Annotated in this window: 27 protein-coding genes; 22 read left to right on the top strand and 5 right to left on the bottom strand. The window is 59.5% G+C overall.

Annotation, left to right across the window (positions count from 1 at the left end; all coding sequences use genetic code 11):
- Positions 1–3: 3 nt before the first annotated feature.
- The 15 genes from mltG (at position 4) to araH (ending at position 14,098) form a co-directional block, all read left to right on the top strand.
- Entirely contained in the window at positions 4–1,179 is a 1,176-nt protein-coding gene (gene mltG, locus P3G59_RS21040) for an endolytic transglycosylase MltG (protein ID WP_277758822.1), read from the top strand.
- A gap of 19 nt (positions 1,180–1,198) precedes the next feature.
- Positions 1,199–1,831, top strand: a complete 633-nt coding sequence (gene tmk / locus P3G59_RS21035) for a dTMP kinase (RefSeq protein WP_277758821.1) — start codon at positions 1,199–1,201, stop codon at positions 1,829–1,831.
- Positions 1,824–2,807, top strand: a complete 984-nt coding sequence (locus tag P3G59_RS21030) for a DNA polymerase III subunit delta' (RefSeq protein WP_277758820.1) — start codon at positions 1,824–1,826, stop codon at positions 2,805–2,807. Before tmk ends, P3G59_RS21030 begins: the two co-directional genes overlap by 8 nt.
- A gap of 42 nt (positions 2,808–2,849) precedes the next feature.
- Positions 2,850–3,206 (top strand): PilZ domain-containing protein, encoded by a 357-nt coding sequence (locus P3G59_RS21025; RefSeq protein WP_007908272.1) that lies wholly within the window; start codon positions 2,850–2,852, stop codon positions 3,204–3,206.
- A gap of 14 nt (positions 3,207–3,220) precedes the next feature.
- A complete protein-coding gene (locus P3G59_RS21020) occupies positions 3,221–4,012 on the top strand; it encodes a TatD family hydrolase (protein ID WP_277758819.1) in 792 nt (263 codons plus the stop codon).
- A 372-nt stretch (positions 4,013–4,384) separates the two neighbouring features.
- Positions 4,385–5,023, top strand: a complete 639-nt coding sequence (locus P3G59_RS21015) for a TetR/AcrR family transcriptional regulator (protein ID WP_007908276.1) — start codon at positions 4,385–4,387, stop codon at positions 5,021–5,023.
- A gap of 137 nt (positions 5,024–5,160) precedes the next feature.
- Entirely contained in the window at positions 5,161–6,129 is a 969-nt protein-coding gene (locus P3G59_RS21010; protein WP_277758818.1) for a radical SAM protein, read from the top strand.
- Between the two features lie 116 nt (positions 6,130–6,245).
- Positions 6,246–6,851, top strand: a complete 606-nt coding sequence (locus P3G59_RS21005) for a DUF4823 domain-containing protein (RefSeq protein ID WP_007967613.1) — start codon at positions 6,246–6,248, stop codon at positions 6,849–6,851.
- Between the two features lie 15 nt (positions 6,852–6,866).
- Complete coding sequence (locus tag P3G59_RS21000) at positions 6,867–7,427, top strand: DUF1285 domain-containing protein (protein WP_053122580.1); 561 nt, start codon at positions 6,867–6,869, stop codon at positions 7,425–7,427.
- A gap of 137 nt (positions 7,428–7,564) precedes the next feature.
- A complete protein-coding gene (locus P3G59_RS20995; protein ID WP_277758817.1) occupies positions 7,565–8,281 on the top strand; it encodes a FadR/GntR family transcriptional regulator in 717 nt (238 codons plus the stop codon).
- 131 nt (positions 8,282–8,412) lie between these two features.
- Complete coding sequence (locus P3G59_RS20990; RefSeq protein ID WP_277758816.1) at positions 8,413–9,288, top strand: SMP-30/gluconolactonase/LRE family protein; 876 nt, start codon at positions 8,413–8,415, stop codon at positions 9,286–9,288.
- Positions 9,289–9,559: 271 nt separating this feature from the next.
- Entirely contained in the window at positions 9,560–10,378 is an 819-nt protein-coding gene (locus tag P3G59_RS20985) for an SDR family oxidoreductase (protein ID WP_277758815.1), read from the top strand.
- A 136-nt stretch (positions 10,379–10,514) separates the two neighbouring features.
- Positions 10,515–11,519 carry a substrate-binding domain-containing protein gene (locus P3G59_RS20980; RefSeq protein WP_277758814.1) on the top strand — a complete coding sequence of 335 codons (1,005 nt, stop codon included), beginning with the start codon at positions 10,515–10,517 and terminating at the stop codon, positions 11,517–11,519.
- A gap of 53 nt (positions 11,520–11,572) precedes the next feature.
- The gene (gene araG, locus P3G59_RS20975) at positions 11,573–13,117 is read left to right on the top strand and encodes an L-arabinose ABC transporter ATP-binding protein AraG (protein ID WP_277758813.1); all 1,545 of its coding nucleotides are present in this window, start codon (positions 11,573–11,575) and stop codon (positions 13,115–13,117) included.
- A 12-nt stretch (positions 13,118–13,129) separates the two neighbouring features.
- Complete coding sequence (araH, locus tag P3G59_RS20970; RefSeq protein WP_034155398.1) at positions 13,130–14,098, top strand: L-arabinose ABC transporter permease AraH; 969 nt, start codon at positions 13,130–13,132, stop codon at positions 14,096–14,098.
- An 85-nt stretch (positions 14,099–14,183) separates the two neighbouring features.
- Here the strand turns inward: araH and P3G59_RS20965 are convergent.
- A protein-coding gene (locus tag P3G59_RS20965) for an IS3 family transposase (RefSeq protein ID WP_277758129.1) occupies positions 14,184–15,325 on the bottom strand; the annotation gives its coding sequence in 2 pieces (ribosomal slippage) (positions 14,184–15,076 and positions 15,076–15,325; 1,143 coding nt in all).
- A 294-nt stretch (positions 15,326–15,619) separates the two neighbouring features.
- Here P3G59_RS20965 and P3G59_RS20960 point away from each other — a divergent pair.
- From P3G59_RS20960 to P3G59_RS20945, 4 genes are all read left to right on the top strand, one after another.
- Positions 15,620–16,333: a GntR family transcriptional regulator gene (locus P3G59_RS20960; protein ID WP_277758812.1), complete on the top strand. Its 714-nt coding sequence runs from the start codon at positions 15,620–15,622 to the stop codon at positions 16,331–16,333.
- Positions 16,330–17,328, top strand: a complete 999-nt coding sequence (locus P3G59_RS20955) for an ADP-ribosylglycohydrolase family protein (RefSeq protein WP_277758811.1) — start codon at positions 16,330–16,332, stop codon at positions 17,326–17,328. Before P3G59_RS20960 ends, P3G59_RS20955 begins: the two co-directional genes overlap by 4 nt.
- Positions 17,329–17,497: 169 nt before the next feature.
- Positions 17,498–18,964: a cytosine permease gene (locus tag P3G59_RS20950; RefSeq protein WP_277758810.1), complete on the top strand. Its 1,467-nt coding sequence runs from the start codon at positions 17,498–17,500 to the stop codon at positions 18,962–18,964.
- A complete protein-coding gene (locus P3G59_RS20945; RefSeq protein ID WP_277758809.1) occupies positions 18,957–19,886 on the top strand; it encodes a PfkB family carbohydrate kinase in 930 nt (309 codons plus the stop codon). The genes P3G59_RS20950 and P3G59_RS20945 overlap by 8 nt, the downstream gene beginning before the upstream one ends.
- 240 nt (positions 19,887–20,126) lie before the next feature.
- On the opposite strand, the gene P3G59_RS20940 is transcribed toward P3G59_RS20945, so the two are convergent.
- The 4 genes from P3G59_RS20940 to P3G59_RS20925 all read right to left on the bottom strand — a co-directional run bounded on the left by P3G59_RS20940 (position 20,127) and on the right by P3G59_RS20925 (position 22,813).
- The gene (locus P3G59_RS20940) at positions 20,127–20,384 is read right to left on the bottom strand and encodes a hypothetical protein (protein WP_277758808.1); all 258 of its coding nucleotides are present in this window, start codon (positions 20,382–20,384) and stop codon (positions 20,127–20,129) included.
- A gap of 44 nt (positions 20,385–20,428) precedes the next feature.
- Positions 20,429–20,770 carry a hypothetical protein gene (locus P3G59_RS20935; RefSeq protein WP_008085503.1) on the bottom strand — a complete coding sequence of 114 codons (342 nt, stop codon included), beginning with the start codon at positions 20,768–20,770 and terminating at the stop codon, positions 20,429–20,431.
- Positions 20,771–20,852: 82 nt separating this feature from the next.
- The gene (locus P3G59_RS20930; RefSeq protein ID WP_277758807.1) at positions 20,853–22,049 is read right to left on the bottom strand and encodes an MFS transporter; all 1,197 of its coding nucleotides are present in this window, start codon (positions 22,047–22,049) and stop codon (positions 20,853–20,855) included.
- Between the two features lie 110 nt (positions 22,050–22,159).
- Entirely contained in the window at positions 22,160–22,813 is a 654-nt protein-coding gene (locus P3G59_RS20925; protein WP_277758806.1) for an HD domain-containing protein, read from the bottom strand.
- Positions 22,814–22,954: 141 nt separating this feature from the next.
- On the opposite strand from P3G59_RS20925, the gene P3G59_RS20920 reads away from it, so the two are divergent.
- From P3G59_RS20920 to P3G59_RS20910, 3 genes are all read left to right on the top strand, one after another.
- Positions 22,955–23,434 (top strand): GNAT family N-acetyltransferase, encoded by a 480-nt coding sequence (locus tag P3G59_RS20920; RefSeq protein WP_277758805.1) that lies wholly within the window; start codon positions 22,955–22,957, stop codon positions 23,432–23,434.
- A 317-nt stretch (positions 23,435–23,751) separates the two neighbouring features.
- Positions 23,752–24,255: a hypothetical protein gene (locus tag P3G59_RS20915; RefSeq protein ID WP_277758804.1), complete on the top strand. Its 504-nt coding sequence runs from the start codon at positions 23,752–23,754 to the stop codon at positions 24,253–24,255.
- Positions 24,252–24,746: a PAAR domain-containing protein gene (locus tag P3G59_RS20910; RefSeq protein ID WP_277758803.1), complete on the top strand. Its 495-nt coding sequence runs from the start codon at positions 24,252–24,254 to the stop codon at positions 24,744–24,746. The genes P3G59_RS20915 and P3G59_RS20910 overlap by 4 nt, the downstream gene beginning before the upstream one ends.
- Positions 24,747–24,748: the final 2 nt, after the last annotated feature.

Raw genomic sequence — 24,748 nt, 5'->3', positions numbered from 1 at the left:
TTTGTGAGACGTAAACTTTTGCTGCTGCTGGAAACCGGACTGGTTCTGGCAGGGCTGTTGCTGGGCGCCAGCGCCTGGAAGATTCACTCCGCACTGGAGCAGCCTCTGAACATCACGCAGGAAGAACTGCTGGATGTGCCGAAAGGCTCGACACCGACCCGTACTTTCCTTTCACTTGAAACCGATGGCGTCATCAAGGACGCCTTCTGGCTGCGCGTCTACTGGCGCTTCAACCTCGCCGGTACACCGATCCACAGCGGCGAATACCGCATGCAGCCGGGTATGACCGTCAACGGTCTGATCGACTTGTGGAAGCGCGGTGAAGTGGTGCAGTACAGCCTGACGCTGGTCGAAGGCTGGAATTTCCACCAAGTGCGCGCCGCGTTGGCCAAAGATGAAAAGATCGAACAGACCCTGAACGGTTTGAGCGACAGCGACGTCATGGCCAGGATTGGCCACAAAGGTTTGTTCCCGGAAGGACGTTTCTTCCCCGATACCTACCGATTCGTGCGCGGCATGTCCGATGCCGAGTTGCTGAAGAAAGCCTTTGATCGCCTTGATGAAGTTCTGGCGAAAGAATGGGAAAGTCGTTCTGCCGATGTGCCGTACACCGAACCTTATCAAGCGCTGATCATGGCTTCGCTGGTCGAGAAGGAAACCGGCGTGCCGCAGGAGCGCGGGCAGATTGCCGGTGTCTTCGTGCGTCGCATGGCCTTGGGCATGCAGTTGCAGACCGATCCGACCGTCATCTATGGTCTGGGCGATCGCTATACCGGCAAGTTGACCCGTGCGCATCTGAAAGAGCCGACGGCGTATAACACTTACGTGATTCCCGGCTTGCCGCCGACGCCGATCGCAATGGTTGGCCGCGAAGCGATTCACGCGGCATTGAACCCGGTAGACGGCACCAGCCTGTACTTTGTTGCGCGTGGTGACGGCAGTCATGTGTTCTCTGACGATCTCGATGCGCATAACAATGCAGTGCGTGAGTATCAGCTCAAGCGCCGTGCGGATTACCGCTCCAGCCCTGCGCCGGCGCAAACGCCTGAAGCGGCTCCCGCTGCCGGGGATGCGATTCCTGCGGCATCTCCGGATATATCACCGGAGTCGATGCCACAAGTTGCACCACAGGAGCCAGCGCCGACTCCAGAAGCCGCCGCCCCACAAAACACGCAATGACGTTGATTAAGGACTGCCTGTGACTGGCTTGTTTATTACCCTGGAAGGCCCGGAAGGCGCCGGCAAAAGCACCAACCGCGAATACCTCGCCGAGCGCCTGCGCGCCGCCGGTATCGAAGTGGTGCTGACCCGTGAGCCCGGTGGCACGCCGCTGGCCGAGCGGATTCGCGAGGTGCTGCTGGCGCCGGCCGACGAAGTCATGAATCCGGATGCCGAGCTGTTGCTGGTATTCGCCGCGCGTGCCCAGCACCTGGCCGAAGTGATTCGTCCGGCCATGGCCCGAGGCGCGGTGGTGCTGTGCGATCGCTTTACCGATTCCACGTACGCCTATCAGGGCGGCGGTCGCGGCTTGTCGCTGGAGCGCATCGCCGCGCTGGAAACCTTTGTGCAAGGTGATCTGCGCCCGGACCTGACGCTGATTTTCGATCTGCCGGTGGAAATCGGTCTGGCCCGCGCCAGTGCCCGTGGTCGTCTGGACCGTTTTGAATTGGAAGGCCGGGCTTTTTTCGAGGCTGTGCGTAGCGCTTTCCTCCAGCGCGCCGAAGCCGATCCTGCACGCTATGTGCGCATCGATGCCGGTCAGCCATTGGCCAAGGTTCAACAATCGCTGGATACGTTGATTCCGAACTTGCTGGAGCTGGCTCGTGGCTGAAGCCTATCCATGGCAGGACAGTCTCTGGCAGCAACTGGCCGGGCGTAAGCAGCACGCACACGCCTATCTGCTGCATGGTCCCGCCGGCATCGGCAAACGCGCGTTGGCCGAACGCTTGATGGCCAGCCTGTTGTGCCAGCGGCCGACGCCGGAAGCCTGCGGCGAGTGCAAATCCTGCCTGCTGCTCAAGGCCGGCAGCCATCCTGACAATTACATCCTCGAACCGGAAGAAGCCGACAAGGCCATCAAGGTCGATCAGGTGCGAGATCTGGTCAGCTTCGTGGTGCAAACCGCGCAGCTTGGCGGGCGTAAAGTGGTGCTGATCGAGCCGGTCGAGTCGATGAATATCAACGCCGCCAACGCCTTGCTGAAAAGCCTTGAGGAGCCTTCCGGCGATACGGTTTTGCTGTTGGTCAGCCATCAGACCAGTCGTTTGCTGCCGACGATCAAGAGTCGTTGCGTGCAGCAGGCTTGTCCGCTGCCGGGCGAAACGATGAGTTTGCAATGGCTGGCTCAGGCGTTGCCGGATTGCTCCGAAGACGAACGTGTCGAATTGCTGACGCTGGCGGCCGGCTCGCCGTTGATGGCGGTCAGTCTGCAGTCTCAGGGTGCGCGCGAGCAGCGTGCACAAGTGGTCGAAGGCGTGAAAAAACTGCTTAAGCAGCAGCAGTCGCCGACACAACTGGCCGAAGAATGGAAAAGCATTCCAATGCTCCGGCTGTTTGACTGGTTCTGCGATTGGTCGAGCCTGATCCTGCGTTATCAGCTGACTCAGGATGAAGCCGGCCTCGGCCTGACTGACATGCGCAAGGTCGTGCAGTACCTGGCGCAGAAAAGTGCGCAAGGCAAAGTCCTGGAGATTCAGGACTGGATCCTCGCCCAGCGCCAGAAAATCCTGAGCAAGGCCAACCTCAATCCGGCTTTGTTGCTGGAAGCGTTGTTGGTGCAATGGGCGAGTTTGCCTGGCCAAAGATAACAATGTGTACCTAGACTCTGAACATCAGCAGTGGAGGTGAGCATGAATGAACCTGTCAGCCCGGGGCCGCGTAACGGCATTTTGTCCCTGACCATCAAGGACAAGTCGGTGCTCTACGCCGCGTACATGCCGTTCATCAAGAACGGTGGCTTGTTCATCCCGACCAACAAGAGTTACCGGTTGGGTGATGAGGTGTTCATGCTGCTCAACCTGATGGACGAGGCCGAGAAGATCCCGGTGGCCGGCAAGGTTGCGTGGATCACCCCCAAAGGCGCACAAGGCAATCGCGCTGCCGGTGTCGGCGTACAGTTCAACGATGGCGACAACACTGCGCGCAGTCGCATCGAAACCCATCTGGCCGGAGCGCTTAAATCCGACCGTCCCACTCATACGATGTAAGTAGCCGTCTTTTTATGCTTGTAGATTCCCATTGTCACCTTGATCGCCTTGACCTCGCCGCCCATGACGGCTCGCTGGATGCTGCACTGGATGCGGCCCGCGGGCGCGGAGTGGGGCACTTCCTGTGCATCGGCGTGAGTGCCGATAACGCCGCTGACGTCAAAGCCCTGGCTGAGCGATATGACGATGTCGATTGTTCGGTCGGTGTGCATCCGCTCGATGTGCAACCCGGCGCGGCGCCTGCGCTGGACTGGCTGTTGCACGAACTCGATCACCCGAAAGTGGTGGCGATCGGTGAAACCGGCCTGGATTATCACTACGAGCCGGAAGCCGCCGAGCTACAGCAGGCGTCGTTCCGCCTGCACCTGCAAGCGGCGCAGCAGACTGGCAAACCGGTGATCATCCACACCCGTGGCGCGCGTGCCGATACCCTTGAGTTGCTGCGCGAAGCGGCACTGCCGCAGGCCGGTGTGCTGCATTGCTTCACCGAAGACTGGGACATGGCCAAAGCGGCGCTGGACATGGGTTATTACATTTCCCTGTCGGGTATCGTGACGTTCCGCAATGCCGATGCGTTGCGTGATGTCGCGAGCAAGGTCCCGGCCGATCGCTTGCTGGTGGAAACCGATTCGCCGTATCTGGCGCCTATCCCTTATCGCGGCAAACCCAATCTGCCGCAGTACGTGCGCGAAGTGGCGGAATTCCTGGCGATGCTGCGCGGAGAAAACTACGAGCGTTTTGCCGAGCAGACCACTGAGAACTTCAAGCGTCTGTTCCCGCGGGCTTCGGTCAAATCTGCCCTGTAGGAACTGCCGCAGGTAGCAGGAGCAAGGGCCAAATCGCAGGCAAAAAAAACCCGGGTTCTGGGGGGTGAATCCGGGTTAAGACCATTAGGAGTAAAACAAAGGCACGCGGTCCCTTGGTACCTTTACCGGCGCGACACTTGGGGGAGATGTCGCCCGACAGTTCAAGTATTGATCAGTCTGGCGCGCAGTCCAGTTAGCCGGTCGGGGTTTTTAAACAAATTTGGAATACGATCGCTTCAGTTGAGTTCTCATTGCGCCCAAAACGTTCTCAAAATGAACAAGAAACACAGATATGGTCGGATGATCCGTGCATTTTTGCGCAAGTTAGGCATAATACGCGGCTTCGAATTTTGACCCTTCAGACCTTTTCTTATGCACAAAGAACCTCGTAAGGTCCGTGAGTTTCGTCGCCGCGAGCAAGAAATTCTCGATACCGCGCTCAAGCTGTTCCTCGACCAAGGTGAAGACAGTGTCACCGTCGAGATGATTGCTGATGCCGTGGGTATCGGCAAAGGCACGATCTACAAGCACTTCAAATCCAAGGCCGAGATTTATCTGCGCCTGATGCTCGATTACGAGCGCGATTTGAACGAGCTGCTGCATTCGGCCGATGTCGACAAGGACAAGGAAGCGCTGTCCCGCGCCTACTTCGAATTCCGTATGCGTGACCCGCAACGCTATCGCCTGTTCGACCGCCTCGAAGAAAAGGTAGTCAAGGGCAATCAGGTGCCGGAAATGGTCGAGGAGCTGCACAAGATCCGCGCCTCGAACTTCGAACGCCTGACCCTGTTGATCAAGGGCCGCATCAGCGAAGGCAAGCTCGAAGACGTGCCGCCGTACTTCCATTACTGCGCATCCTGGGCGCTGGTGCATGGCGCTGTCGCGCTGTATCACTCGCCGTTCTGGAGCAATGTGCTGGAAGATCAGGAAGGTTTCTTCCAGTTCTTGATGGACATCGGCGTGCGCATGGGCAACAAACGCAAGCGCGATCCGGAAACCCCAAGCAGCTGAGCCATTCAGCTGCCTTATTGCGCCATGATTTCGCTACATGACGCAGGACCGCAGGAATATACTCAGGCATAGGGCTTGCTAAAACTTGATTTGTGAGTCAAGTTTTAGCGGCTCGAAATTCTTTCGCCGGAGTGATCATGATCGTTGACCGTCAAGGCAGGCGTTTTCGCAATTTGCGGATCAGCCTGACCTCAGCCTGCAATTACGCGTGTACCTACTGCGTGCCTGACGGCAAGCGGCTGGTGGCTGCGCAGGATGAGCTGTCGGCTGAAGCCATGGCGCGTGGCGTGGCGTATCTGATCGAAGCCGCCGGCATCGAGCGGCTGCGCATCACTGGCGGCGAGCCGCTGGTCAGCCCCAAGCTCGAATCGTTCATGACCGCTGTCGGCAAGATGGGCCTGGAAGACATCAGCCTGACCACCAACGGTCAACTCCTCGCAAAAAAACTGCCGCTGCTGGTGGATGCCGGTCTGCGCCGCATCAACGTGTCCCTCGATACCCTCGATGCCAGCGCGTTTCGCAGTATCGCCCGTGGCGGCGATCTGGCCACGGTGCTCGATGGTATGGACCAGGCCGCAGCGGCGGGGATGAAGATCAAGGTCAATATGGTGCCGTTGCGCGGGCAGAATCTTGATCAGGTAATGCCGCTACTGGATTACTGCCTGGAACGCGGATACGAACTGCGCTTCATCGAGTTGATGCGCATGGGCCACCTGGCCAAGGACAACAATGCGTTCCTGCAACAGTTCGTCAGCCTGCAGCAGCTGCTGGAGCTGATTGGCGAACGTTATGAGTACGCGCAAACCGACGCACCAGTGGACGCTACGGCCGTGCGCTACGCGATCCCGGGGCTGGGCAACTTCGGCGTGATCGCCAACGAAAGTGTGCCGTTTTGCCGGACGTGCTCGCGGTTGCGCTTGTCGTCGACCGGTTGGCTGCATGGCTGCCTGTCTTCGAGCAATCGTCACTATGTCGGCGATCTGCTCGACAAGCCGCGTCATCAGGCGCTGCCGGCGCTGCAGCGCTTGCTGGTCAAGGCGTTGGGGGACAAGCAGGAAGTGGCGTTCTCGGGCGGTGCGACCGTCATGAAAATCATCGGCGGCTGATTAACCGCTTTCGCGAGCAAGGCGATCCATCATTCGCCAAAAATCCCGAGCTGGCGCAAAAGCTGCATCCAACGGCCATTCGCCGGTTTTCCGTCACCGGCCTTTGGAGGAATAGGATGCGTAGCCTGGTTTTGCTGCTGGCCGTTTTGGCGCTTGGCGGCTGTATGACTGTCAGCGATATGGCCGAAGGCACTCGCTACCAGATGAGCGACGCGGGCTTGCTGGATCACAGCGACAGCCGTCGCGTAAATAATTTCCGCATTCAGCCGGACTCGTTCATCTACATCGCGCAAGGTGCTTTCGCACCACCGGGCGGTTCTTACCCACGGCCGAACGTTGTGGCCGAAGAGGCCTTCAAAGGCTTCGTCGAATACTTCCCGATGGTCCGCCGTGCGCGTGCGCCGGAAGGCCTCGATCAGGCGATGGGCGAAGCCCGCGACGCCGGCGCGCACTATCTGCTGTACACCCGCTTCGCCAAAGCTGACGACCGCATCGGCAACTCCGATGAATGGCTCGATCAGGAGGCAGTTGATCGCCTTGGCATCGACGGCGGCGTGATTCAGATCATGTTGATCGAGACCAGCACCCAGTATTTGATTGATACTGCACGGATCAAGAGTCGTGGCGGTTTACTGACGTTCCACGACAACAAACCCGAAGACCTGATCGGCCCGCCGCTGGCACAGTACGCGCGCAGCCTGTTGGGAGTCGGCGACCAATAATTCAAGGAGAGCGCCATGAGTGGGCCGCAAAAAGCCAATGACCTGTTGGGACAGATCCCCAAAACCAAAGGCTTGCCGCCGGTGCACTTGTGGAACCCGGACTTCTGCGGCGACATCGACATGCGCATCGCCCGCGACGGCACCTGGTATTACCTGGGCACGCCGATCGGGCGCAAGCCGATGGTCAAATTGTTCTCCACGATCATGCGCCGCGACGGCGATGATTATTTCCTGATCACGCCAGTCGAGAAGGTCGGGATCAAGGTTGATGATGCGCCGTTCGTGGCGATTGCGGTCGAGGTTGAAGGCGAGGGCGAGGCGCAGCTTTTGCGTTTTACCACCAACGTCGATGAAACTGCCGAGGCCGGGCCGGAGCATCCGATCCGCGTCGAGATTGATCCCACGACCCAAGAGCCGGCGCCTTACGTGCATGTGCGGACCAATCTTGAAGCGCTGATCCACCGCAATGTGTTCTATCAACTGGTGGAACTGGCGGTCAGCCGCGAAATCGACGGGCAGCGCTGGCTGGGGGTGTGGAGCGGCGGCGAGTTCTTCCGCATCGGCCTGGAACCTTAAAAGATCGCAGCCTTCGGCAGCTCCTACATGGCGTACATCTGTAGGAGCTGCCGAAGGCTGCGATCTTTTTTTGTCGTTGACACCTAATCGTATGATGATTAGCTTGATCACCCATCGCGATCCGCTTTGAGGTGTTCATGTCCAGCAGCTTTCACGCGTCGACGGTCGACTGGCTCGGCAGCTGGATCGCCGCTGGCCAGGTCAAACCGGGGCAGACCATCAAGGTCGAGGCCGATCTCGGCGAACAGCTCGGTGTCAGCCGCACGGTCATCCGCGAAGCGATCAAAACCCTCGTCGCCAAAGGCATGCTCGAAGTGGGGCCGAAAGTCGGCACCCGCGTGCTGCCGGTAAAGCGCTGGAACCTGTTCGATCCACAAGTCGTCGGGTGGTTGTCGCGTAATGGTCTGCCGGAAAACTTCGTCGATGACTTGCTCGACCTGCGCCGCACCATCGAACCGATGGCCGTGCGCTGGGCCTGCGAGCGCGCCACCTTCGAGCAGATCCAGGCGATACAACTGGCCTACAACGCCCTTGAGCGCGCGGTCGACAGCGGTATTGATTACAACCGCGCTGACCAGTCCTTCCACGAATGCATTCTCGCCGCGAGCCACAATCAATTTATCGAACAAATGGTTCCGGCCCTCGGCGCGTTGCTGGCGGTGTCTTTTGAAGTCTCCGCCGCCGACCCGGATGAACTGCGCCGCACGCTGCCTATCCATAAAGACATGGCCGACGCGATCGCCGCCCGCGATTCCGCACGGGGCGTGTGGGCGTGCATGACGCTGATTGATAACGCAGACCTGGCGATCAAACGCTTTTACCCGAGAGTCATGGCCGACAAAAAAGCCAGCTAACACAAAAATCCCCTGTAGGAGTGAGCCTGCTCGCGATAGCGTCGTATCAGGCAAAGTAGCTTCGACTGGTCCACCGCGATGGCGAGCAGGCTCACTCCTACAGTAAAAACAAGAACAATGGAGACCGTTATATGCCGTGGACCGCCCTGACCCAACACCGCGCCCAACTCGGTGAAGGCCCATTCTGGGACGCACCGACGCAAGCGTTGTACTGGGTCGACATCGCCGGCAAAAAGGCCCTGCGCCTGATCGGCCAGAACGTTCAGATCTGGCAGATGCCGGAACACGTTTCCGCGTTTATCCCCTGCGCCAGCGGCGATGCCCTCGTGACGCTGAGCAGCGGCGTCTATCGGCTCGATCTCGACTCTCCGGGTCTCGAACCACGCCTGACGCTGTTCTGCATCGCCGACCCGCAACCGGGCAATCGCCCTAACGAAGCACGTTGCGATGCTCAGGGCCGGTTGTGGCTCGGCACCATGCAAAACAACCTCGGCGAGCAGGGCGAAGAGTTGCCGATCATCCGCCGCTCCGGTGGCCTGTTCCGCATCGATCCCGATCAACGCGTCACACCCTTACTGCGTAATCTCGGAATTCCCAATACCTTGCTGTGGAGCGACGACGGCACCACGCTGCTGTTTGGCGACAGTCTCGACAGCACGCTGCATTGCTATTTTATTCATACCGACGGCAATCTCGGTGCCGCTGAAACCTGGTACGGCCCCGATCAGCAGGGTGGGCCGGACGGTTCAGCAATGGACGCCGAAGGCTACATCTGGAATGCCCGCTGGGACGGCAGTTGCCTGCTGCGGTTGACGCCGGATGGCCAGGTCGACCGCAGGATCGATCTGCCTGTCAGTCGCCCGACCAGTTGCGTTTTCGGCGGCGAGGACCTGAAAACCCTGTTCATCACCAGCGCCAAGAGTCCGCACAACCACCCACTAGACGGCGCGGTGCTGTCGATGCGCGTGGATGTCGCAGGAAAACTCTGTACGCGGTTCGCAGGTTAAATCCCAAAATATGGGATGCAAAATTATATATTGAGATTATTTGGCGGTCGGGTTTATAGTCGACTCCAGCAGTAACACGCACTCACACTTAAAAAGAACAAAACAGGTGAAGTGATGCAGCGAATGTTTATCGCACTCCCGCGCGGAGTCCGCGTTTCGCAACGGCCCGAGGCCGTCGGCCACGCCTGCCTGTTTCGTTCAAACTGCCTTCCAGGCCGGACATCGTCAGATGCCCGGTTTTTTTGTGCCTGCGAAACAGGAGTCCTGATCCATGGCTGAACCTCTTTCCCTGCCGCCGGTGCCCGCACCGCCGAAGGGCGAGCGCCTGAAAAACAAGGTCGTGCTGCTGACCGGCGCCGCGCAAGGCATTGGCGAAGCCATTGTTGCGGCTTTCGCCTCACAGCAGGCGAAACTGGTGATCAGCGATATCCAGGCCGAGAAGGTTGAACAGGTTGCCGCGCACTGGCGCGAGCAGGGTTACGACGTGCAGGCGCTGAAGGCCGATGTCTCGCGTCAGCACGATCTGCTCGCCATGGCCAAACGCGCCGTTGAGTTGCACGGACGCATCGACGTGCTGGTCAACTGCGCCGGGGTCAACGTGTTCCGCGATCCGCTGGAGATGACTGAAGAAGACTGGCGCCGCTGTTTTGCCATCGATCTGGACGGTGCCTGGTTCGGTTGCAAAGCGGTACTGCCGCAGATGATCGAGCAGGGCGTCGGCAGCATCATCAATATCGCTTCGACCCATTCGAGCCACATCATTCCCGGCTGCTTCCCGTACCCGGTGGCCAAACACGGTTTGCTCGGCCTGACCCGCGCACTCGGCATCGAGTACGCCGCCAAAGGCATTCGCGTCAACGCCATCGCCCCGGGCTATATCGAAACGCAACTGAACGTCGATTACTGGAACGGTTTCGCCGACCCGCATGCCGAGCGTCAGCGCGCCTTCGATCTGCACCCGCCCAAACGCATCGGTCAGCCGCTCGAAGTAGCGATGACGGCGGTGTTTCTGGCCAGCGATGAAGCACCGTTCATCAATGCGTCATGCATCACCATCGATGGTGGTCGCTCGGTGATGTACCACGACTGAGCGAAGGGCTTTCACACGGATAAGTCCGCTTGAAATCCAATCATCATACGATATGACTATTTTCAACAGGCTTTGCAGGAACTTGCTTTAACGTTTTTCAAAACATTGCTCAAAAAAAATAACAAGGAGTCAGCTTATGAAACGTCGTTTCGGGATTCGTACCCTGTGCAGTACCGCCCTGGCGGTCACCGCGTTCAGTCTGAGCAGTGCGCTGCTAGCTGCCGATACCGTGAAAATCGGTTTTCTGGTGAAACAGGCTGAAGAACCGTGGTTCCAGACCGAGTGGGCCTTCGCCGAGAAAGCGGCCAAGGACAAGGGCTTCGAACTGATCAAAATCGCCGTGCCGGATGGCGAGAAGACCCTCTCGGCGATCGACAGTCTGGCGGCCAACGGGGCCAAGGGCTTCGTGATCTGCCCGCCGGATGTCTCGCTCGGCCCGGCGATCATGGCCAAAGCCAAACTCAATGACCTGAAAGTGATTGCCGTCGACGACCGCTTTGTCGACGCCAACGGCAAGTTCATGGAAGACGTGCCGTACCTCGGCATGGCCGCGTTCGAAGTCGGCCAGAAGCAAGGCAACGCGATGGTCGCCGAAGCGAAGAAGCGTAACTGGGACTGGAAAGACACCTATGCGGTGGTCAACACCTACAACGAACTCGACACCGGCAAGAAACGCACCGACGGCTCTGTGAAATCCCTTGAAGACGCCGGTATGCCGAAAGATCACATTCTGTTCGCCGCACTGAAAACCCTCGACGTACCGGGCAGCATGGACGCGACCAACTCGGCGCTGGTGAAACTGCCGAGCGCGGCGAAGAACCTGATCATCGGCGGCATGAACGACAACACCGTGCTCGGCGGCGTGCGCGCCACTGAGGCGGCTGGTTTCGCTGCAGCCAACGTGATCGGCATCGGCATCAACGGCACCGACGCCATCGGCGAACTGAAAAAACCCAACAGCGGCTTCTTCGGTTCGATGCTGCCAAGCCCGCACATCGAAGGCTACAAGACCGCAGAGATGATGTACGAGTGGGTCACCACCGGCAAAGAACCGCCGAAGTACACGGCCATGGACGACGTCACCCTGATCACCCGCGACAACTTCAAGCAAGAGCTGGAAAAAATCGGCCTGTGGAACTGATGCCGCGACGGCCCGGGCAGCCGGGCCGTTTTTCGGTGTGAAGAGGTGGCTTTATGCACGCGCAAGTACAGACACAACAACACAGCTCCAGCGGCAGCCTGCGTTTCAACGGGATCGGCAAAACTTTTCCCGGCGTGAAAGCGCTGGACGCTATCAGTTTCGTCGCCCATCCCGGCCAGGTTCATGCCTTGATGGGCGAGAACGGCGCCGGCAAATCGACCCTGCTGAAAATCCTCGGCGGCGCTTATATCCCGAGCAGCGGCGAGTTGCAGATCGGCGAACAGACCATGGCGTTCAAATCGACCGCTGACAGCATCGGCAGCGGCGTCGCGGTGATTCACCAGGAGCTGCATCTGGTGCCGGAAATGACCGTCGCCGAGAACCTGTTTCTCGGCCATCTGCCGGCCAGTTTCGGTTTGATCAATCGCGGCGTGTTGCGCCAGCAGGCGTTGAATTGCCTGAAAGGTCTCGCCGACGAAATCGATCCGCAAACCAAGGTCGGACGCTTGTCCCTCGGTCAGCGGCAATTGGTGGAAATCGCCAAAGCGCTGTCGCGCGGCGCCCACGTCATTGCCTTCGACGAACCCACCAGCAGCCTCTCGGCCCGTGAGATCGACCGCTTGATGGCGATCATCGGGCGCCTGCGTGACGAGGGCAAAGTGGTGCTTTACGTCTCGCATCGCATGGAAGAAGTGTTCCGCATCTGCGACGCGGTGACGGTGTTCAAGGACGGTCGCTACGTGCGCACCTTCGACGACATGAGCCAGTTGACCCACGATCAACTGGTAACCTGCATGGTCGGTCGCGACATTCAGGACATCTACGATTATCGCCACCGTCCACGCGGCGCCGTCGCGCTGAAGGTCGACGGCCTGCTCGGTCCGGGCCTGCGCGAGCCGATCAGTTTTGAGGCGCACAAAGGCGAAATCCTTGGCCTGTTCGGACTGGTCGGGGCAGGGCGCACCGAGCTGTTTCGCCTGCTCAGCGGGCTTGAGCGCAACACGGCCGGACGCCTTGAACTGCGCGGTCACGAACTGAAATTGCGCTCACCGCGTGATGCGATTGCGGCGGGCATTTTGCTGTGTCCGGAGGATCGCAAGAAGGAAGGCATCATCCCGCTGGCCAGCGTCGCCGAGAACATCAACATCAGTGCCCGTGGCGCCCATTCGGGTCTCGGTTGCCTGATTCGCGGTTTGTGGGAAAAGGGCAATGCCGACAAACAGATCAAGGCGCTGAAGGTGAAAACCCCGCACGCCGGCCAGCAGATCAAATTCCTCTCCGGCGGCAATCAGCAGAAGGCCATTCTCGGTCGCTGGCTGTCGATGCCGATGAAGGTCTTGCTGCTCGACGAACCGACGCGTGGCATCGACATCGGTGCCAAAGCGGAGATCTACCAGATCATCCATAACCTCGCTGCCGAGGGTATTTCGGTGATCGTGGTGTCCAGCGACCTGATGGAAGTGATGGGCATTTCCGACCGCATTCTGGTGCTTTGCGAAGGCGCCCTGCGCGGCGAAATCAGCCGCGACCAGGCCAATGAATCCAACCTGCTGCAACTGGCTTTGCCGCGCCACCGCGCTGACGGCGTGGCGAACTGAGAGGTGACTATGATGACAACCCAAAACGAAACCCTGCCGACCGCGCGCAAACCGTTGGACATGCGCCGCTTCCTCGATGACTGGGTCATGCTGCTGGCGGCAATCGGCATCTTCATTGCCTGCACGCTGCTGATCGACAACTTTCTCTCGCCGCTGAACATGCGTGGCCTGGGCCTGGCGATTTCCACCACCGGGATCGCCGCGTGCACGATGTTGTACTGCCTGGCGTCGGGGCACTTCGACTTGTCGGTGGGTTCGGTAATTGCCTGCGCCGGTGTGGTTGCGGCAGTGGTGATGCGCGATACCAACAGCGTGTTTCTCGGTGTCAGTGCGGCGTTGGTGATGGGCCTGATTGTCGGGCTGATCAACGGGATCGTGATTGCCAAGTTGCGCGTCAATGCGTTGATCACGACGTTGGCGACCATGCAGATCGTTCGTGGTCTGGCGTACATTTTTGCCAACGGCAAAGCGGTGGGCGTGTCGCAGGAATCGTTCTTCGTCTTCGGTAACGGCCAGTTATTCGGCGTGCCGGTGCCGATTCTGATCACCATCGTCTGCTTTCTGTTTTTTGGCTGGTTGCTGAACTACACCACCTACGGGCGCAACACCATGGCCATCGGTGGCAACCAGGAAGCGGCATTGTTGGCGGGTGTGAACGTTGATCGCACCAAGATCATCATCTTTGCCGTGCACGGCGTGATCGGTGCGCTGGCCGGGGTGATCCTGGCGTCGCGGATGACGTCGGGGCAGCCGATGATTGGTCAGGGTTTCGAGCTGACGGTGATCTCGGCTTGCGTGCTGGGCGGGGTGTCGTTGAGTGGCGGGATTGGCATGATTCGGCATGTGATTGCCGGGGTGTTGATTTTGGCGATTATCGAGAATGCGATGAACCTGAAGAACATTGATACTTTCTACCAATACGTCATTCGTGGTTCGATCCTGTTGCTCGCCGTCGTTATCGACCGCCTCAAACAACGCTAAGATCAAGAGCCCCTCATCGGAACGCCGCCCGCCCAGTGATCTGGTCAAACGATACTGGACACAGTTATAGGGTTTTGTTCATTTCTCATGCCGCCAGGGCCTCCATGGCTACCGGAGTCCTATAACCGTTGTGGCTGTGCAGCCTGATCCGATTGTAATAGTGGGTCAGGTAGCGCAACACATCGGTACTGGCTTCGTCTTCGTTTCGGTAGCCGGCCTTGGGTATCCATTCAGATTTCAAACTGCCAAAGAAACGTTCCATCGGAGCGTTATCCCAGCAGTTTCCCCGTCGACTCATGCTTTGTTTTATCCGCATGTCCGACAACGTTTCACGGAACATTTTGCTGCTGTAATGACAGCCCTGATCCGAATGGAACATTAAGTTTTCAGGCCGTCCTCGCGACTCGAAAGCCACCTTCAAGGCTTGACAGGTTAGTGCTGAATCCGGGCTTCGGGACATCGCCCAGCCGACGATGCGTCGGGCATGCAGATCAAGTACCGCAGCCAGATAAACCCAGTAAGTACCCGCCCAGATGTAAGTCACGTCGCCACACCACACTTGATTGGGCGCCTCGACGTTGAATTTACGCTCCAAATGGTTAGGGGCGTATTGAGCCTCCGCGCCGCTGGGTTTGTAACGATGCCTGCGCCGTTGCTGGCTCTTTAATCCAATTTCGCGCATCAGGCTACGAGCCATGTAGCGACCTACAGACTCCTTTTCGTTACGCAACGCCTCTGACAGGCCTCGCGCGCCCATCGAACCGCGACTTTGCTGATGCAGTTCAACAGCCTTGATCTTGAGGCGATCGCGTTCAACATCAACTTTTGTGCCCTGTTTCAACCGGTCGTAAAAACTGCTGCGGTTGATTCCAAACACACCACACAACTCGGTTCTTGGATATTGCTCGCTTAACTCCTCGACCAGCCTTATCGATCGAGGGAATCCGACATCAAGAGAGCTGTAGCCTTTTTTAAGATTTCTTTCTCACGCTCAATCCGTCGGATTTTTGCTTCCAGTTCCTGAATGCGTTGTTGATCGGGTGTCATGGCCTTGGATCTTTCGGGCGTCTTGCCGTTGCGCTCCTGGCGCAACTGCTCAACCCAGCGGCGCAGAGCGGTCGGGCCCACCCCCATCGCTTCGCAGGCCTCACTTACTGAATAATCTTTATCCAGTACCAAGCAAGCCGCGTCCCGTTTGAAATCTGTCGAAAAGTACCGTCTAGTCAAAATTACACCTCGTCGTTGGGCGTAGATTACGCCCTTCAGGGGTGTCCAGAATCATTAAGCCAGATCACAGCCCTCTCCCAGAGGGAGAGGGGGAAAGGGAGCAGATCTCCTGGCTTTTCAAAACCTGAGTTCGACTCGATATTTCAGGTCGATGTAAGTAGAACAAACACCTCGATCAGTCCCCTCTCCCTCCGGGAGAGGGCTAGGGTGAGGGTGCTTTTGACCTTCAACCTTCCGTCACTTCCCCTAAATTTCCCTTGCTCGCTCGAACCCGTTTCGGTTATCAATTTGTACATGATTAGACAGGTACGATTTGACAAGAAACAACGGGTAGTCGACGAACTCATCCGGCGCATCGAGAGCGGCCTTATGGAGGACGGCTTTCTGTTGCCCGGCGAGCATCAGTTGGCTCAAGAATTCAAGGTCAGCCGAGGCACGCTGCGAGAAGCGCTGGCCGAACTGAAACGGCGCAATTACATCGCCACACAAAGCGGCGTCGGCTCGATCGTCACGTTCGACGGCGTGGCGCTCGACCAACGCAGCGGCTGGGCGCAGGCACTGGCTGACAGCGGTGCGCTGATCAACACCGAAGTGCTGCGCCTGGAAGCCGTGACCCGGCCCGATCTGCTGTCGCGGTTCGGCACAGAAAAATTCATCACCCTCGACCGTCGCCGACGTTCCAACGACGGCACGCTGGTGTCCCTCGAACGCTCTTTGATGCCAGCGACCGGGGGCCTGGAAAGCCTGCCGCGCGTCGGTCTGATCGACAATTCCCTGACCATCACCTTGGCTGCCTACGGCTACATCGGCGAACGCGGCGATCAATGGATCGGCGCCGAACCGCTGAATGCTGTCGACGCTGAACTGCTCGGTCGCGCGCAAGGCACGGTGTTCCTCAAAGCCCTGCGCACCACCTACGACCGCCAGAACCGTTTCATGGAGCTGGTCGAAAGCCTGCTCGACCCGGTGCATTTCCGTCTGCACCTGCAATTTGGAGAATCGAAATGACCGCGCTCAACCGTGCCCTCGGTGCGTTTTATGGCCTGGCCCTCGGTGATGCGCTGGGCATGCCGACGCAATCGCTGAACCGCGAAACCATCAAGACCCGCTTCGGTCAGATCACCGATCTGCAAGACGCAGGTCCCTTGCAACCGATCGCCGCGAACATGCCCAAAGGCTCGATCACCGACGACACCGAACAGGCGATTCTGGTCGGCGAGTTGCTGGTCGAAGGCAAGGGCCGCATCGAGCCGGCGATCCTCGCGCAACGCTTGATCGAGTGGGAAGCCGAGATGCAGGCCAAGGGCTCGCAGGACTTGCTCGGACCGTCGACCAAACGCGCCATTGAAATGATTCTCGCCGGCCACTCGCCGGAAGAAGCCGGGCGCTACGGCACCACCAACGGTGCGGCAATGCGCATCACGCCGGTGGGGATCGCGGCAGACGTTGCCGATCCCGAGCGCTTTATTGCGGCGGTGGTGCAGGCCTGTCAGGTGACCCACAACACCACGCTGGGGATTTCCAGTGCGGCGGCGGTGGCGGCGGTGGTGTCTGCCGGTATCAACGGCATGGACCTGGGCGAGGCGCTGAACGTTGGCCAACAAATCGCGCAACAAGCGCAAGCGCATGGCCACTGGGTGGCGGGTGGACGTATCGCTTCGCGCATCAGTTGGGCGCGCAGCATCAGTGTCGATAGCGACAAGGCACTGCTGGCGGATCTGCTCTACGACGTGATCGGCACTTCGGTGGCGTCGCAGGAGTCGGTGGTGGTTTCGTTCGCGCTGGCGCAGCAAGTGGCGGTCGGTGACATGAGCGCGTTTGAAGCGCTGTGCATGGCCGCCAGCCTGGGCGGCGACACTGACACCATCGCAGCGATTCTTGGCGCCATGCTCGGGGCCTGCCTGGGTCTTGAGAGTTGGCCTGCCGAGATGATCGAGACGGTCAAAGCGGTCAATCATCTGGAGCTTGAGCCCCTCGTGAAAGGACTCCTCACCTTACGTTGAGGACACCCGTGTAGGAGCTGCCGAAGGCTGCGATCTTTTGATCTTCAGCAGTCTTCAGGCAGCCGCAAAATCAAGATCAAAAGATCGCAGCCTGCGGCAGCTCCTACAGGAGATGTGCGGGTTATTGAATTGCCCATAAACACAAGAATGGCAAACAGGAGCACTGTTCATGAGTTCATCAAACGCCGGGCAAAGCGCCGGGCAACTGGAAACCCGCGGCATCGAACCGGTGCCGGAAGCCGAGTGCAACGGCCATCCGCTGCAACTGTTCTGGGTCTGGTTCGCCGCCAACATTTCCATCCTCGGTCTGCCCCTGGGCGCCACGCTGGTCGCGTTTCGCGGGCTGGCGATCTGGCAGGCGATCATCGTCGCGATCATCGGTGCCGCCGGTTCGTTTGCCGTGGTCGGGATCATCTCGATTGCCGGCCGTCGTGGCCGCGCGCCGAGCCTGACCTTGTCGCGAGCAATCTTCGGTGTGCGCGGCAATATCGGCCCGACGCTGGTCTCGCTGATGTCGCGCCTGGGCTGGGAAACGGTCAACACCACCACCGCTGCATTCGTGCTGTTGTCACTGTGCTCGATCCTGTTCGGCTCGCCGGTCGAAGCGAAAAGTGCGCCGGTACTGACGCTGATCTTCATCGCGATTTTCGTTTTGCTGACGTTGTCGGTGTCCGGCCTCGGTCATGCGACGTTGCTGGTCATCCAGAAGTGGGCGACCTACGTGTTCGGTGCGCTGAACATTCTGGTTGGCGGCTTCCTTTGCGCGACCATCGACTGGAGCGCGGTGTTCAACGCCACGCCAGCGCCGATGAGCGCAATGATCATCGGTATCGGCACCATGGCTGCCGGCACCGGGATTGGCTGGGCCAACGCGGGTGCCGACATGTCGCGCTACCAGCATCGCAGCGTCAAAGCCGTGCGTCTGGTTGCATCCGCAGCATTCGGTGCGGGCATTCCACTGGTGCTGCTGATCACCCTCGGCGGTCTGCTGTCGGTGGGCAACAACGACCTCGCCTCCGCGACTGACCCGATCGTGGCGATTCGCGACATGCTGCCAACCTGGATGGCGGTGCCTTACCTGATCACTGCATTCGGCGGTCTGTTGCTGTCGAACAACCTGTCGGTGTACTCCGCCGGCTTGACCACGCTGACCCTTGGCCTGAAGGTCAAACGCGTCTACGCGGTGGTGGTCGACATCGTCGCGATCTTCGCCGGTTCGATCTACTTCATGCTGATTGCCGACAGCTTCTACGGCCCGTTCATCACGTTCATTTCCCTGCTGGCGGTGCCGATCACCGCCTGGGTCGGGATCTTCGTCGTCGACCTGATTCATCGTCACTACTACAGCCCGAAAGACCTGCTCGACGTCAGCCCAAGCAGCGCTTACTGGTATCGCGGTGGCATCGAGTGGCGTGCATTCGGCGCCTGGGCGATTGCCATCGTGCTTGGCTTCAGCTTCACCACCATCGGCACCACCGCCGAGAACGTCTGGTTCAAAGGCTTCCTGTCCGACTCGTGGCTGGGCCATAACGGTCTTGGCTGGATCGTGACGTTCGTGGTGGCCGGTGGCATTTACTGTGTACTGGGCGGGGCGAAAGATCGCCGCGCCGCGCAAACCGAGAATGCTCATGCCTAAGATGTTGCACACCGGCCAGGTCATCATCGACCTGGTCATGGCCGTGGATAAACTGCCGCAGATTGGCGGTGACGTGCTGGCGCAGTCGGCCGGTTTCGAAGCCGGTGGCGGTTTCAATGTAATGGCGGCGGCCGTGCGTAATGGCCTGCCGGTGGTTTATCTCGGCCGTCACGGCACCGGGCGTTTCGGCGATCTGGCGCGTCAGGCGATGAACGATGAAGGCATTCAGATTGGCATTCGTGAACCTGCGCAACGCGACACGGGGTTGTGTGTGGCGCTGACCGATGCGTCGGCCGAACGCAGCTTCATTTCCTATATCGGCGCTGAAGGTGAGGTCACCGAGGACGATCTGAACAGCGTCGCGGCCGAGGCGGGCGATTACGTTTATCTGAGCGGCTACAGCCTGCTCCACGAGGGCAAGGCGCAGGCGTTGCTCGATTGGACATTGGCGTTGCCGGCGACCATCAACGTGGTGTTCGATCCGGGCCCGTTGGTTGAATCGCCGGACTCGCCGCTGATGAACGCGTTGCTGCCGCGCATCGATGTGTGGACCAGCAACAGCGTCGAGGCGCTGCGGTTTACCGGGGCTGAGGACATTGGCGCAGCACTGGATCGTCTCGCTGTACATCTGCCCGATGAGGTGCTGATGGTGGTGCGCGACGGGCCGCAGGGTTGCTGGATTCAACAGGCCAACGAGCGTCGGCATGTGCCGGGGTTTGCCGTGCAAGCCGTCGACAGCAACGGCGCCGGTGATGCCCATGCCGGGGTGTTTGTCGCCGGGTTGGCGCGGGGGGTGTCTGCGCATGAAGCGGCGCAGCGGGCGAACGCGGCAGCGGCGTTGGCGGTGACGCGCTGGGGGCCGGCAACTTCGCCGGGGGCGGCTGAAGTGGATGAATTTATCCGCAAATCCGGTGGCGCCTGACATCCCGGAATCGCTAGTATCTGCGTCGTACACAAATTCCCTGCAGGAGCCGCCGAAGGCTGCGATCTTTGCTTTTGAAGATCAAAAGATCGCAGCCTTCGGCAGCTCCTACGGGGGATTGTCGTTTTAGCTGGCCTTCTGTGCAGCGGTGTATTTTTCTTTGCTTCCACGAGGCATGGGATTTCTCCTCTAGTGTGCAAGTTCGGCCGCTCGCCGCATCGGCAGCGAGCGACCTCAGGACTACTGCAGATCCAGCTTGCGTGCCGCTTCAACGCCGGCGGCACTGAGCTTGATCGGCAGGTTCAACGAATGTTCGCCAGCCTCGTTGCAGGTCACATGACCATGGTGAATCAGTCCGCGATCCTGCAGGGCGGCGAGGGCGCCGGCCACGACTTTCTCGCCCCGGTAATTGTCCAGTACTTCCTTGCCCAGTCCGCTAGGGTGGGCGTGCAGCAGGCGGGTGAGGACTTCTTTTTCCAGGTTTTTATCGACGTTCATGGTTACCTCTTCATTGGATTGAATAGGACGCTCGCGTCGGCGAACTACTGACCGGAGCCTTCGGAACCGGAGCCACCTGTGGTGGTTTTAGAGCCGATGCCGGGGCCAGCATTGTCTGGCGTTGCGGGGGCATCGGGGGTGTTCATCCCGCCCTGACGACCCGGGTCACTGCCTTGGGTGCGCGGATCAGTACCGGTGGCGGGAGGCTGATTGATCAAGGGCACGCCGGAGCCATCGGTGTTCATTCCGGGAGCACTGTTGATGGCGGGGGCGCGTGGCGGGGTCGGGTCGGTAGGGCCGGTACCCGCAGCGGTGGCGGATGCGGCGAAAACCGCAGGGCAGAGCAGGGCGCTGAATACGAAAGCGGTCAACCTTGACGGAATCATAGGGCTTCTCCAGTGATTGGAATCCTTACCTGTCGTTGGTCTGCCCTCTGAGCGGATTGGTGCCTGATGAACGACGAACGGTCTAGGTTGCCGCTGCGGTTTTGATATTGAGTCGACGCCAGAGCAGACGACCCACGGTGATCAGCCAGTTCGCAAACGCCGCGGCCAATACCGTGAGCAGCAACGTCGCCATGCCCTGTTCGACGATGATTTTCCCGGCCAGCAACGGAAAGCCGAACACGCCGACAAAATACGAGAGGCTGAACAACAGCAACGCTTGCGAAGTGGTGCCGGTCGGCGCTTCGTTCGCCGCGAGCCCGTTGATCACCGAATACGTCAGGCCATACCCGACGCCGAGCATCAGCGCTGCCAGCAAATAGGTGAATGAGCTGTGCACCCCGAAAGTGAACAGCACGATCGCGCCGAGCATCAGCCCCGACAACAGGCAAGAAGCGCGCAGCGGATCACGCTTGACCACGTAACCGGCGATCAACATCCGGCTGCTGATCGCTGCACTCATGAAGCCGAGGAAGAACAGCGAATAATCCAGCGAGCGCGCCGTCGCGTAACTGGTCTGAAAACTCGAAAGGCCGCCAAACACGCAGCCGCCGAGCCCGACCATGATGATCGCAAACACCGCGCGTGAACCGAGCACCTGAGTGGTCGCTTGCCAAGTGATTTTCGCCGCCGACGTGGCGTGGGTGCTTTTCAATCGAGCCCCGAGGCGCCAGAACAGCAGCGCACCGACCAGACTCGCCAGTGCAGCCAGATAAAACGCCGAAGTCACCGGCCAGCCCAGCGCACTGGCGGCACGCCCTAGCAACGGGCCGCTGCCGATGCCGGTCATCATGCTGCCGGAAAGCAAGGCAAAATACTTCGCACGCTGCGCCGGGGTCACCAGGCTGGCGACGATGATCGGCCCCAGGGTGTAGAAAACACCCCAACCCAATCCCAGCAACAAACCGAAAAACAACAGCAGATGACCGAATCCCGGTGACAGCGCAAAGCCCAGACTCGCCGCCACCAGCAACAGACCAAACAGGGCAATCGAACGCGCCGCGCCGAGCCAGTCCGACAGATGCCCGGACACCAGCACCGCGACAAACGTACTGAGCATCGCCGCCGAAATCACACTACCGGCATCGTGCTCATTGCCGCCGCGAGAGCCGATCAACAGCGACAGCAAAAACGTCGAGCCGTAGGACAGCGAGAGCAGGTAACTGGCGAGGCAGAACAGGCCGAACAGCTTGCCTGAGACCTTGGGTGTGGCTTGCGACATGACGCGCTTCCTTGACCGGAAAAATTCAGCGTCGTCTGTTTAACACGCCAGGTGAGCGGGTTAGGTCTGATGTTGGCGAAGTCAGGTTCAGCGCACGCCGGAGTAACGGCTTAAACGATGCCAATCTCTTCCTTGAACTGCTCCATGAAACCCTTCAGGCGTTGATGACGGACTTGCGCCAGACGCTGGCCGGCGGCGGTCTGGAAACCGTCGGCGAGGTGCAGCAGTTTGGTCTGGAAATGATCGAGGCAAAACCGCTTGTCGTCGTAATCGCGTTGTTTCGCTTCGGGATCCTGCGCGTCGTACAGCGCCGACCCCATGCGCCCGGCGATGTAGAAAGTGCGGGCGACGCCAAGCATGCCCAGTGAGTCGAGCCGGTCGGCGTCCTGGACGATTTTTGCTTCGAGGGTGCGTGGGGCGATGTTGGCGGAGAAACTGTGGGCTTCGATGGCGTGAACCACGGCCGTGATTTTTTCTTCGGGCCAGTCCAGAGCGGCGAGCACTGCCGAAGCCTTTTCAGCCGCCAGTCGCGAGGCTTGCGCGCGCAGCGGCGAGTTCTTTTCGACGGCTACACAATCGTGCAGCAGCACGGCAGCGAGCAACACCTCAAGATCACCACCTTCTTCTACATGAAGCGTACGCACGTTGTGCCAGACACGCTGAAGGTGCGCGAGATCGTGGGCGCCGTCGTCGGACGGTTCCAAAGCGTGCGGCAGTAACTCTGCTGCCAGTGCCTCCACGGGGGTAAAAAACTCAAGGTTCATAAGCATCCTTTCAGATTGTCGAAGTTCCACAGGAAACTGCAGTGTTTGCAACATTGCGCAGGGTAGTGTGTGTTTTGCCATGTGACGAGCGCCGCTCACCGCCTTAGTATGGCGTTTTCCTTTTTCCGACAAGGCCCGTCCATGACGATCGACATCCGCCCGGCGACCCCCAGCGATGCGCCGCAAATCCTCGCCTTCATCACTGAACTCGCCGATTTCGAAAAGGCCCGCCACGAAGTCATCGCCAGCGTCGCCGACATCGAGCGCAGTCTGTTCGGCGAAGGCGCTACCGCTCACGGGCTGATCTGCCTGCGCGACGGCGTGCCGATCGGTTTCGCGGTGTTTTTCTTCAGCTATTCGACCTGGCTGGGCAGCAATTGCCTGTACCTCGAAGACCTCTACATCACCCCCGAACAACGCGGCGGCGGAGCCGGCAAAACCCTGCTGCGCCACCTGGCGAAAATCGCCTGCGACAACGACTGCGGCCGCTTCGAGTGGAGCGTGCTGGACTGGAACACCCCGGCCATCGAGTTCTATAAATCCCTCGGCGCGCAACCTCAGGAAGAGTGGGTGCGATACCGCATGGACGGCAAGGTCCTGCGTGAGTTTGCCGAAGGCTGAAGACAGTGATGGCAATCCAGTACTGATTCGATTGCCGCGAGTGCTCTGGTCCGGCATTCTACGCGCCATTTTTGCGCACTCACGGACGACACCTGCAATGCTTCTGGCACAACTTCTCCACGCCCGTGGAGCCATCGCTGCGTCAACGAATGACCGGCGATGAGCGGACTTCGGGCGTCAATGCGCCTTTACGGCCTGGTGAAAAACTCGGGTTCCAGCGACAACGCCAAGCGGCAACCGGTGGACATTCTCTGTATGACAAACCGTACGGGCGGTACCGCCATTCGTGCGTTCGTTTCATGCCTTGATGCGAGTTGATGACGCGCAGTGCCGGGCTCGACGGTTACCGCGTGATACCGTTGCGCACCTTCGATCCAACGGCGTTTATCGACGCACATCAAGGCTGGTTGATGCTGCACATCTGTTGCGGTTTCGTCGCCCCTGTCGGGCATTCGCTGCTCAAGGATGGCGCGTTGATGCCGATGGGCTGGTACGTCTATTCCGAGATCGGTCAATGGACGGCCGGACATCATCTCGACCTCGGCACGCAAATGGCCGATCTGCTGCAATCAACGTACGAGCGAAATCACCTGCGCAACTACAACGCTTGGCTCAACGAGCTGGACGATGCGACGCCTGCCGAGCTGGCGTGGCACGTCGATGAAGCCTGGCGACATCTGCAAAGCGCTGCATCCCCAGACAGCCGTGAGCATTGCCACGCGCTGTTCGACCCCGTCGAAAACCGCTGGCGCTTCGCCGCGACCGACATCGATATCCATCAGCCGCATCCGGAACCTCTGAAGCAAGGAGCTTTGAATTGAGTGGTAAGCCCGCCGCACGCATCACCGACCCGACCGCCTGCCCGTTGCCGGGCCATGGCACCAACCCGATCGTTTCCGGCTCGCCCGACGTCTTCTTCGACGGTCTTGCTGCTGCACGTATGACTGATAAATCTGCGTGTGGCAGTCCGATTACCGGCGCTGTCTCCGGCACTGTGTTCATCAACGGCTTGAACGCAGCCACCCTTGATAGCACCGGCGGGCACGGCAATGTCGTGGTCGGCGGCTCCGGGACGGTGATTATTGGCCAGAGTGGCGGAGGGGCGGCGTTTAGTGGGTTGTTGCCGATGCCGGTGCATTTTACTGACAGGTTGCAAGTCGTGAATGAAGCAGATGGAGAGCCTGTGCCATACCACCCCTATACCATCCAGCGTGGTGACGGCAGTGAGGAGCCAGGCGTTACGGATGCTCTCGGGTTCACCCATACCGTCAGTTCGCACTTGGCTGAAACTATTAAACTGTTTGTGGAGTGACG

Origin of the sequence: Pseudomonas sp. A34-9 (assembly GCF_029543085.1) — a bacterium.
Lineage (GTDB): Bacteria > Pseudomonadota > Gammaproteobacteria > Pseudomonadales > Pseudomonadaceae > Aquipseudomonas.
This window is presented reverse-complemented; position numbering and strand designations above follow the sequence as displayed.

Coding starts and splice junctions, on each gene's coding strand:
- P3G59_RS20935 (WP_008085503.1), bottom strand. CDS start 20,770: ATGATTCCGTCAAGGTTGACCGCTTTCGTATTCAGCGCCCTGCTCTGC.
- P3G59_RS20940 (WP_277758808.1), bottom strand. CDS start 20,384: ATGAACGTCGATAAAAACCTGGAAAAAGAAGTCCTCACCCGCCTGCTG.
- P3G59_RS20960 (WP_277758812.1), top strand. CDS start 15,620: ATGATTAGACAGGTACGATTTGACAAGAAACAACGGGTAGTCGACGAA.
- P3G59_RS20980 (WP_277758814.1), top strand. CDS start 10,515: ATGAAACGTCGTTTCGGGATTCGTACCCTGTGCAGTACCGCCCTGGCG.
- P3G59_RS20925 (WP_277758806.1), bottom strand. CDS start 22,813: ATGAACCTTGAGTTTTTTACCCCCGTGGAGGCACTGGCAGCAGAGTTA.
- P3G59_RS20950 (WP_277758810.1), top strand. CDS start 17,498: ATGAGTTCATCAAACGCCGGGCAAAGCGCCGGGCAACTGGAAACCCGC.
- P3G59_RS21000 (WP_053122580.1), top strand. CDS start 6,867: ATGAGTGGGCCGCAAAAAGCCAATGACCTGTTGGGACAGATCCCCAAA.
- P3G59_RS20955 (WP_277758811.1), top strand. CDS start 16,330: ATGACCGCGCTCAACCGTGCCCTCGGTGCGTTTTATGGCCTGGCCCTC.
- P3G59_RS20930 (WP_277758807.1), bottom strand. CDS start 22,049: ATGTCGCAAGCCACACCCAAGGTCTCAGGCAAGCTGTTCGGCCTGTTC.
- P3G59_RS20995 (WP_277758817.1), top strand. CDS start 7,565: ATGTCCAGCAGCTTTCACGCGTCGACGGTCGACTGGCTCGGCAGCTGG.
- P3G59_RS20990 (WP_277758816.1), top strand. CDS start 8,413: ATGCCGTGGACCGCCCTGACCCAACACCGCGCCCAACTCGGTGAAGGC.
- P3G59_RS20915 (WP_277758804.1), top strand. CDS start 23,752: ATGACGCGCAGTGCCGGGCTCGACGGTTACCGCGTGATACCGTTGCGC.
- P3G59_RS20920 (WP_277758805.1), top strand. CDS start 22,955: ATGACGATCGACATCCGCCCGGCGACCCCCAGCGATGCGCCGCAAATC.
- P3G59_RS20945 (WP_277758809.1), top strand. CDS start 18,957: ATGCCTAAGATGTTGCACACCGGCCAGGTCATCATCGACCTGGTCATG.
- P3G59_RS21010 (WP_277758818.1), top strand. CDS start 5,161: ATGATCGTTGACCGTCAAGGCAGGCGTTTTCGCAATTTGCGGATCAGC.
- P3G59_RS21015 (WP_007908276.1), top strand. CDS start 4,385: ATGCACAAAGAACCTCGTAAGGTCCGTGAGTTTCGTCGCCGCGAGCAA.
- P3G59_RS21005 (WP_007967613.1), top strand. CDS start 6,246: ATGCGTAGCCTGGTTTTGCTGCTGGCCGTTTTGGCGCTTGGCGGCTGT.
- P3G59_RS21025 (WP_007908272.1), top strand. CDS start 2,850: ATGAATGAACCTGTCAGCCCGGGGCCGCGTAACGGCATTTTGTCCCTG.
- P3G59_RS20985 (WP_277758815.1), top strand. CDS start 9,560: ATGGCTGAACCTCTTTCCCTGCCGCCGGTGCCCGCACCGCCGAAGGGC.
- araG (WP_277758813.1), top strand. CDS start 11,573: ATGCACGCGCAAGTACAGACACAACAACACAGCTCCAGCGGCAGCCTG.
- araH (WP_034155398.1), top strand. CDS start 13,130: ATGACAACCCAAAACGAAACCCTGCCGACCGCGCGCAAACCGTTGGAC.
- P3G59_RS21020 (WP_277758819.1), top strand. CDS start 3,221: ATGCTTGTAGATTCCCATTGTCACCTTGATCGCCTTGACCTCGCCGCC.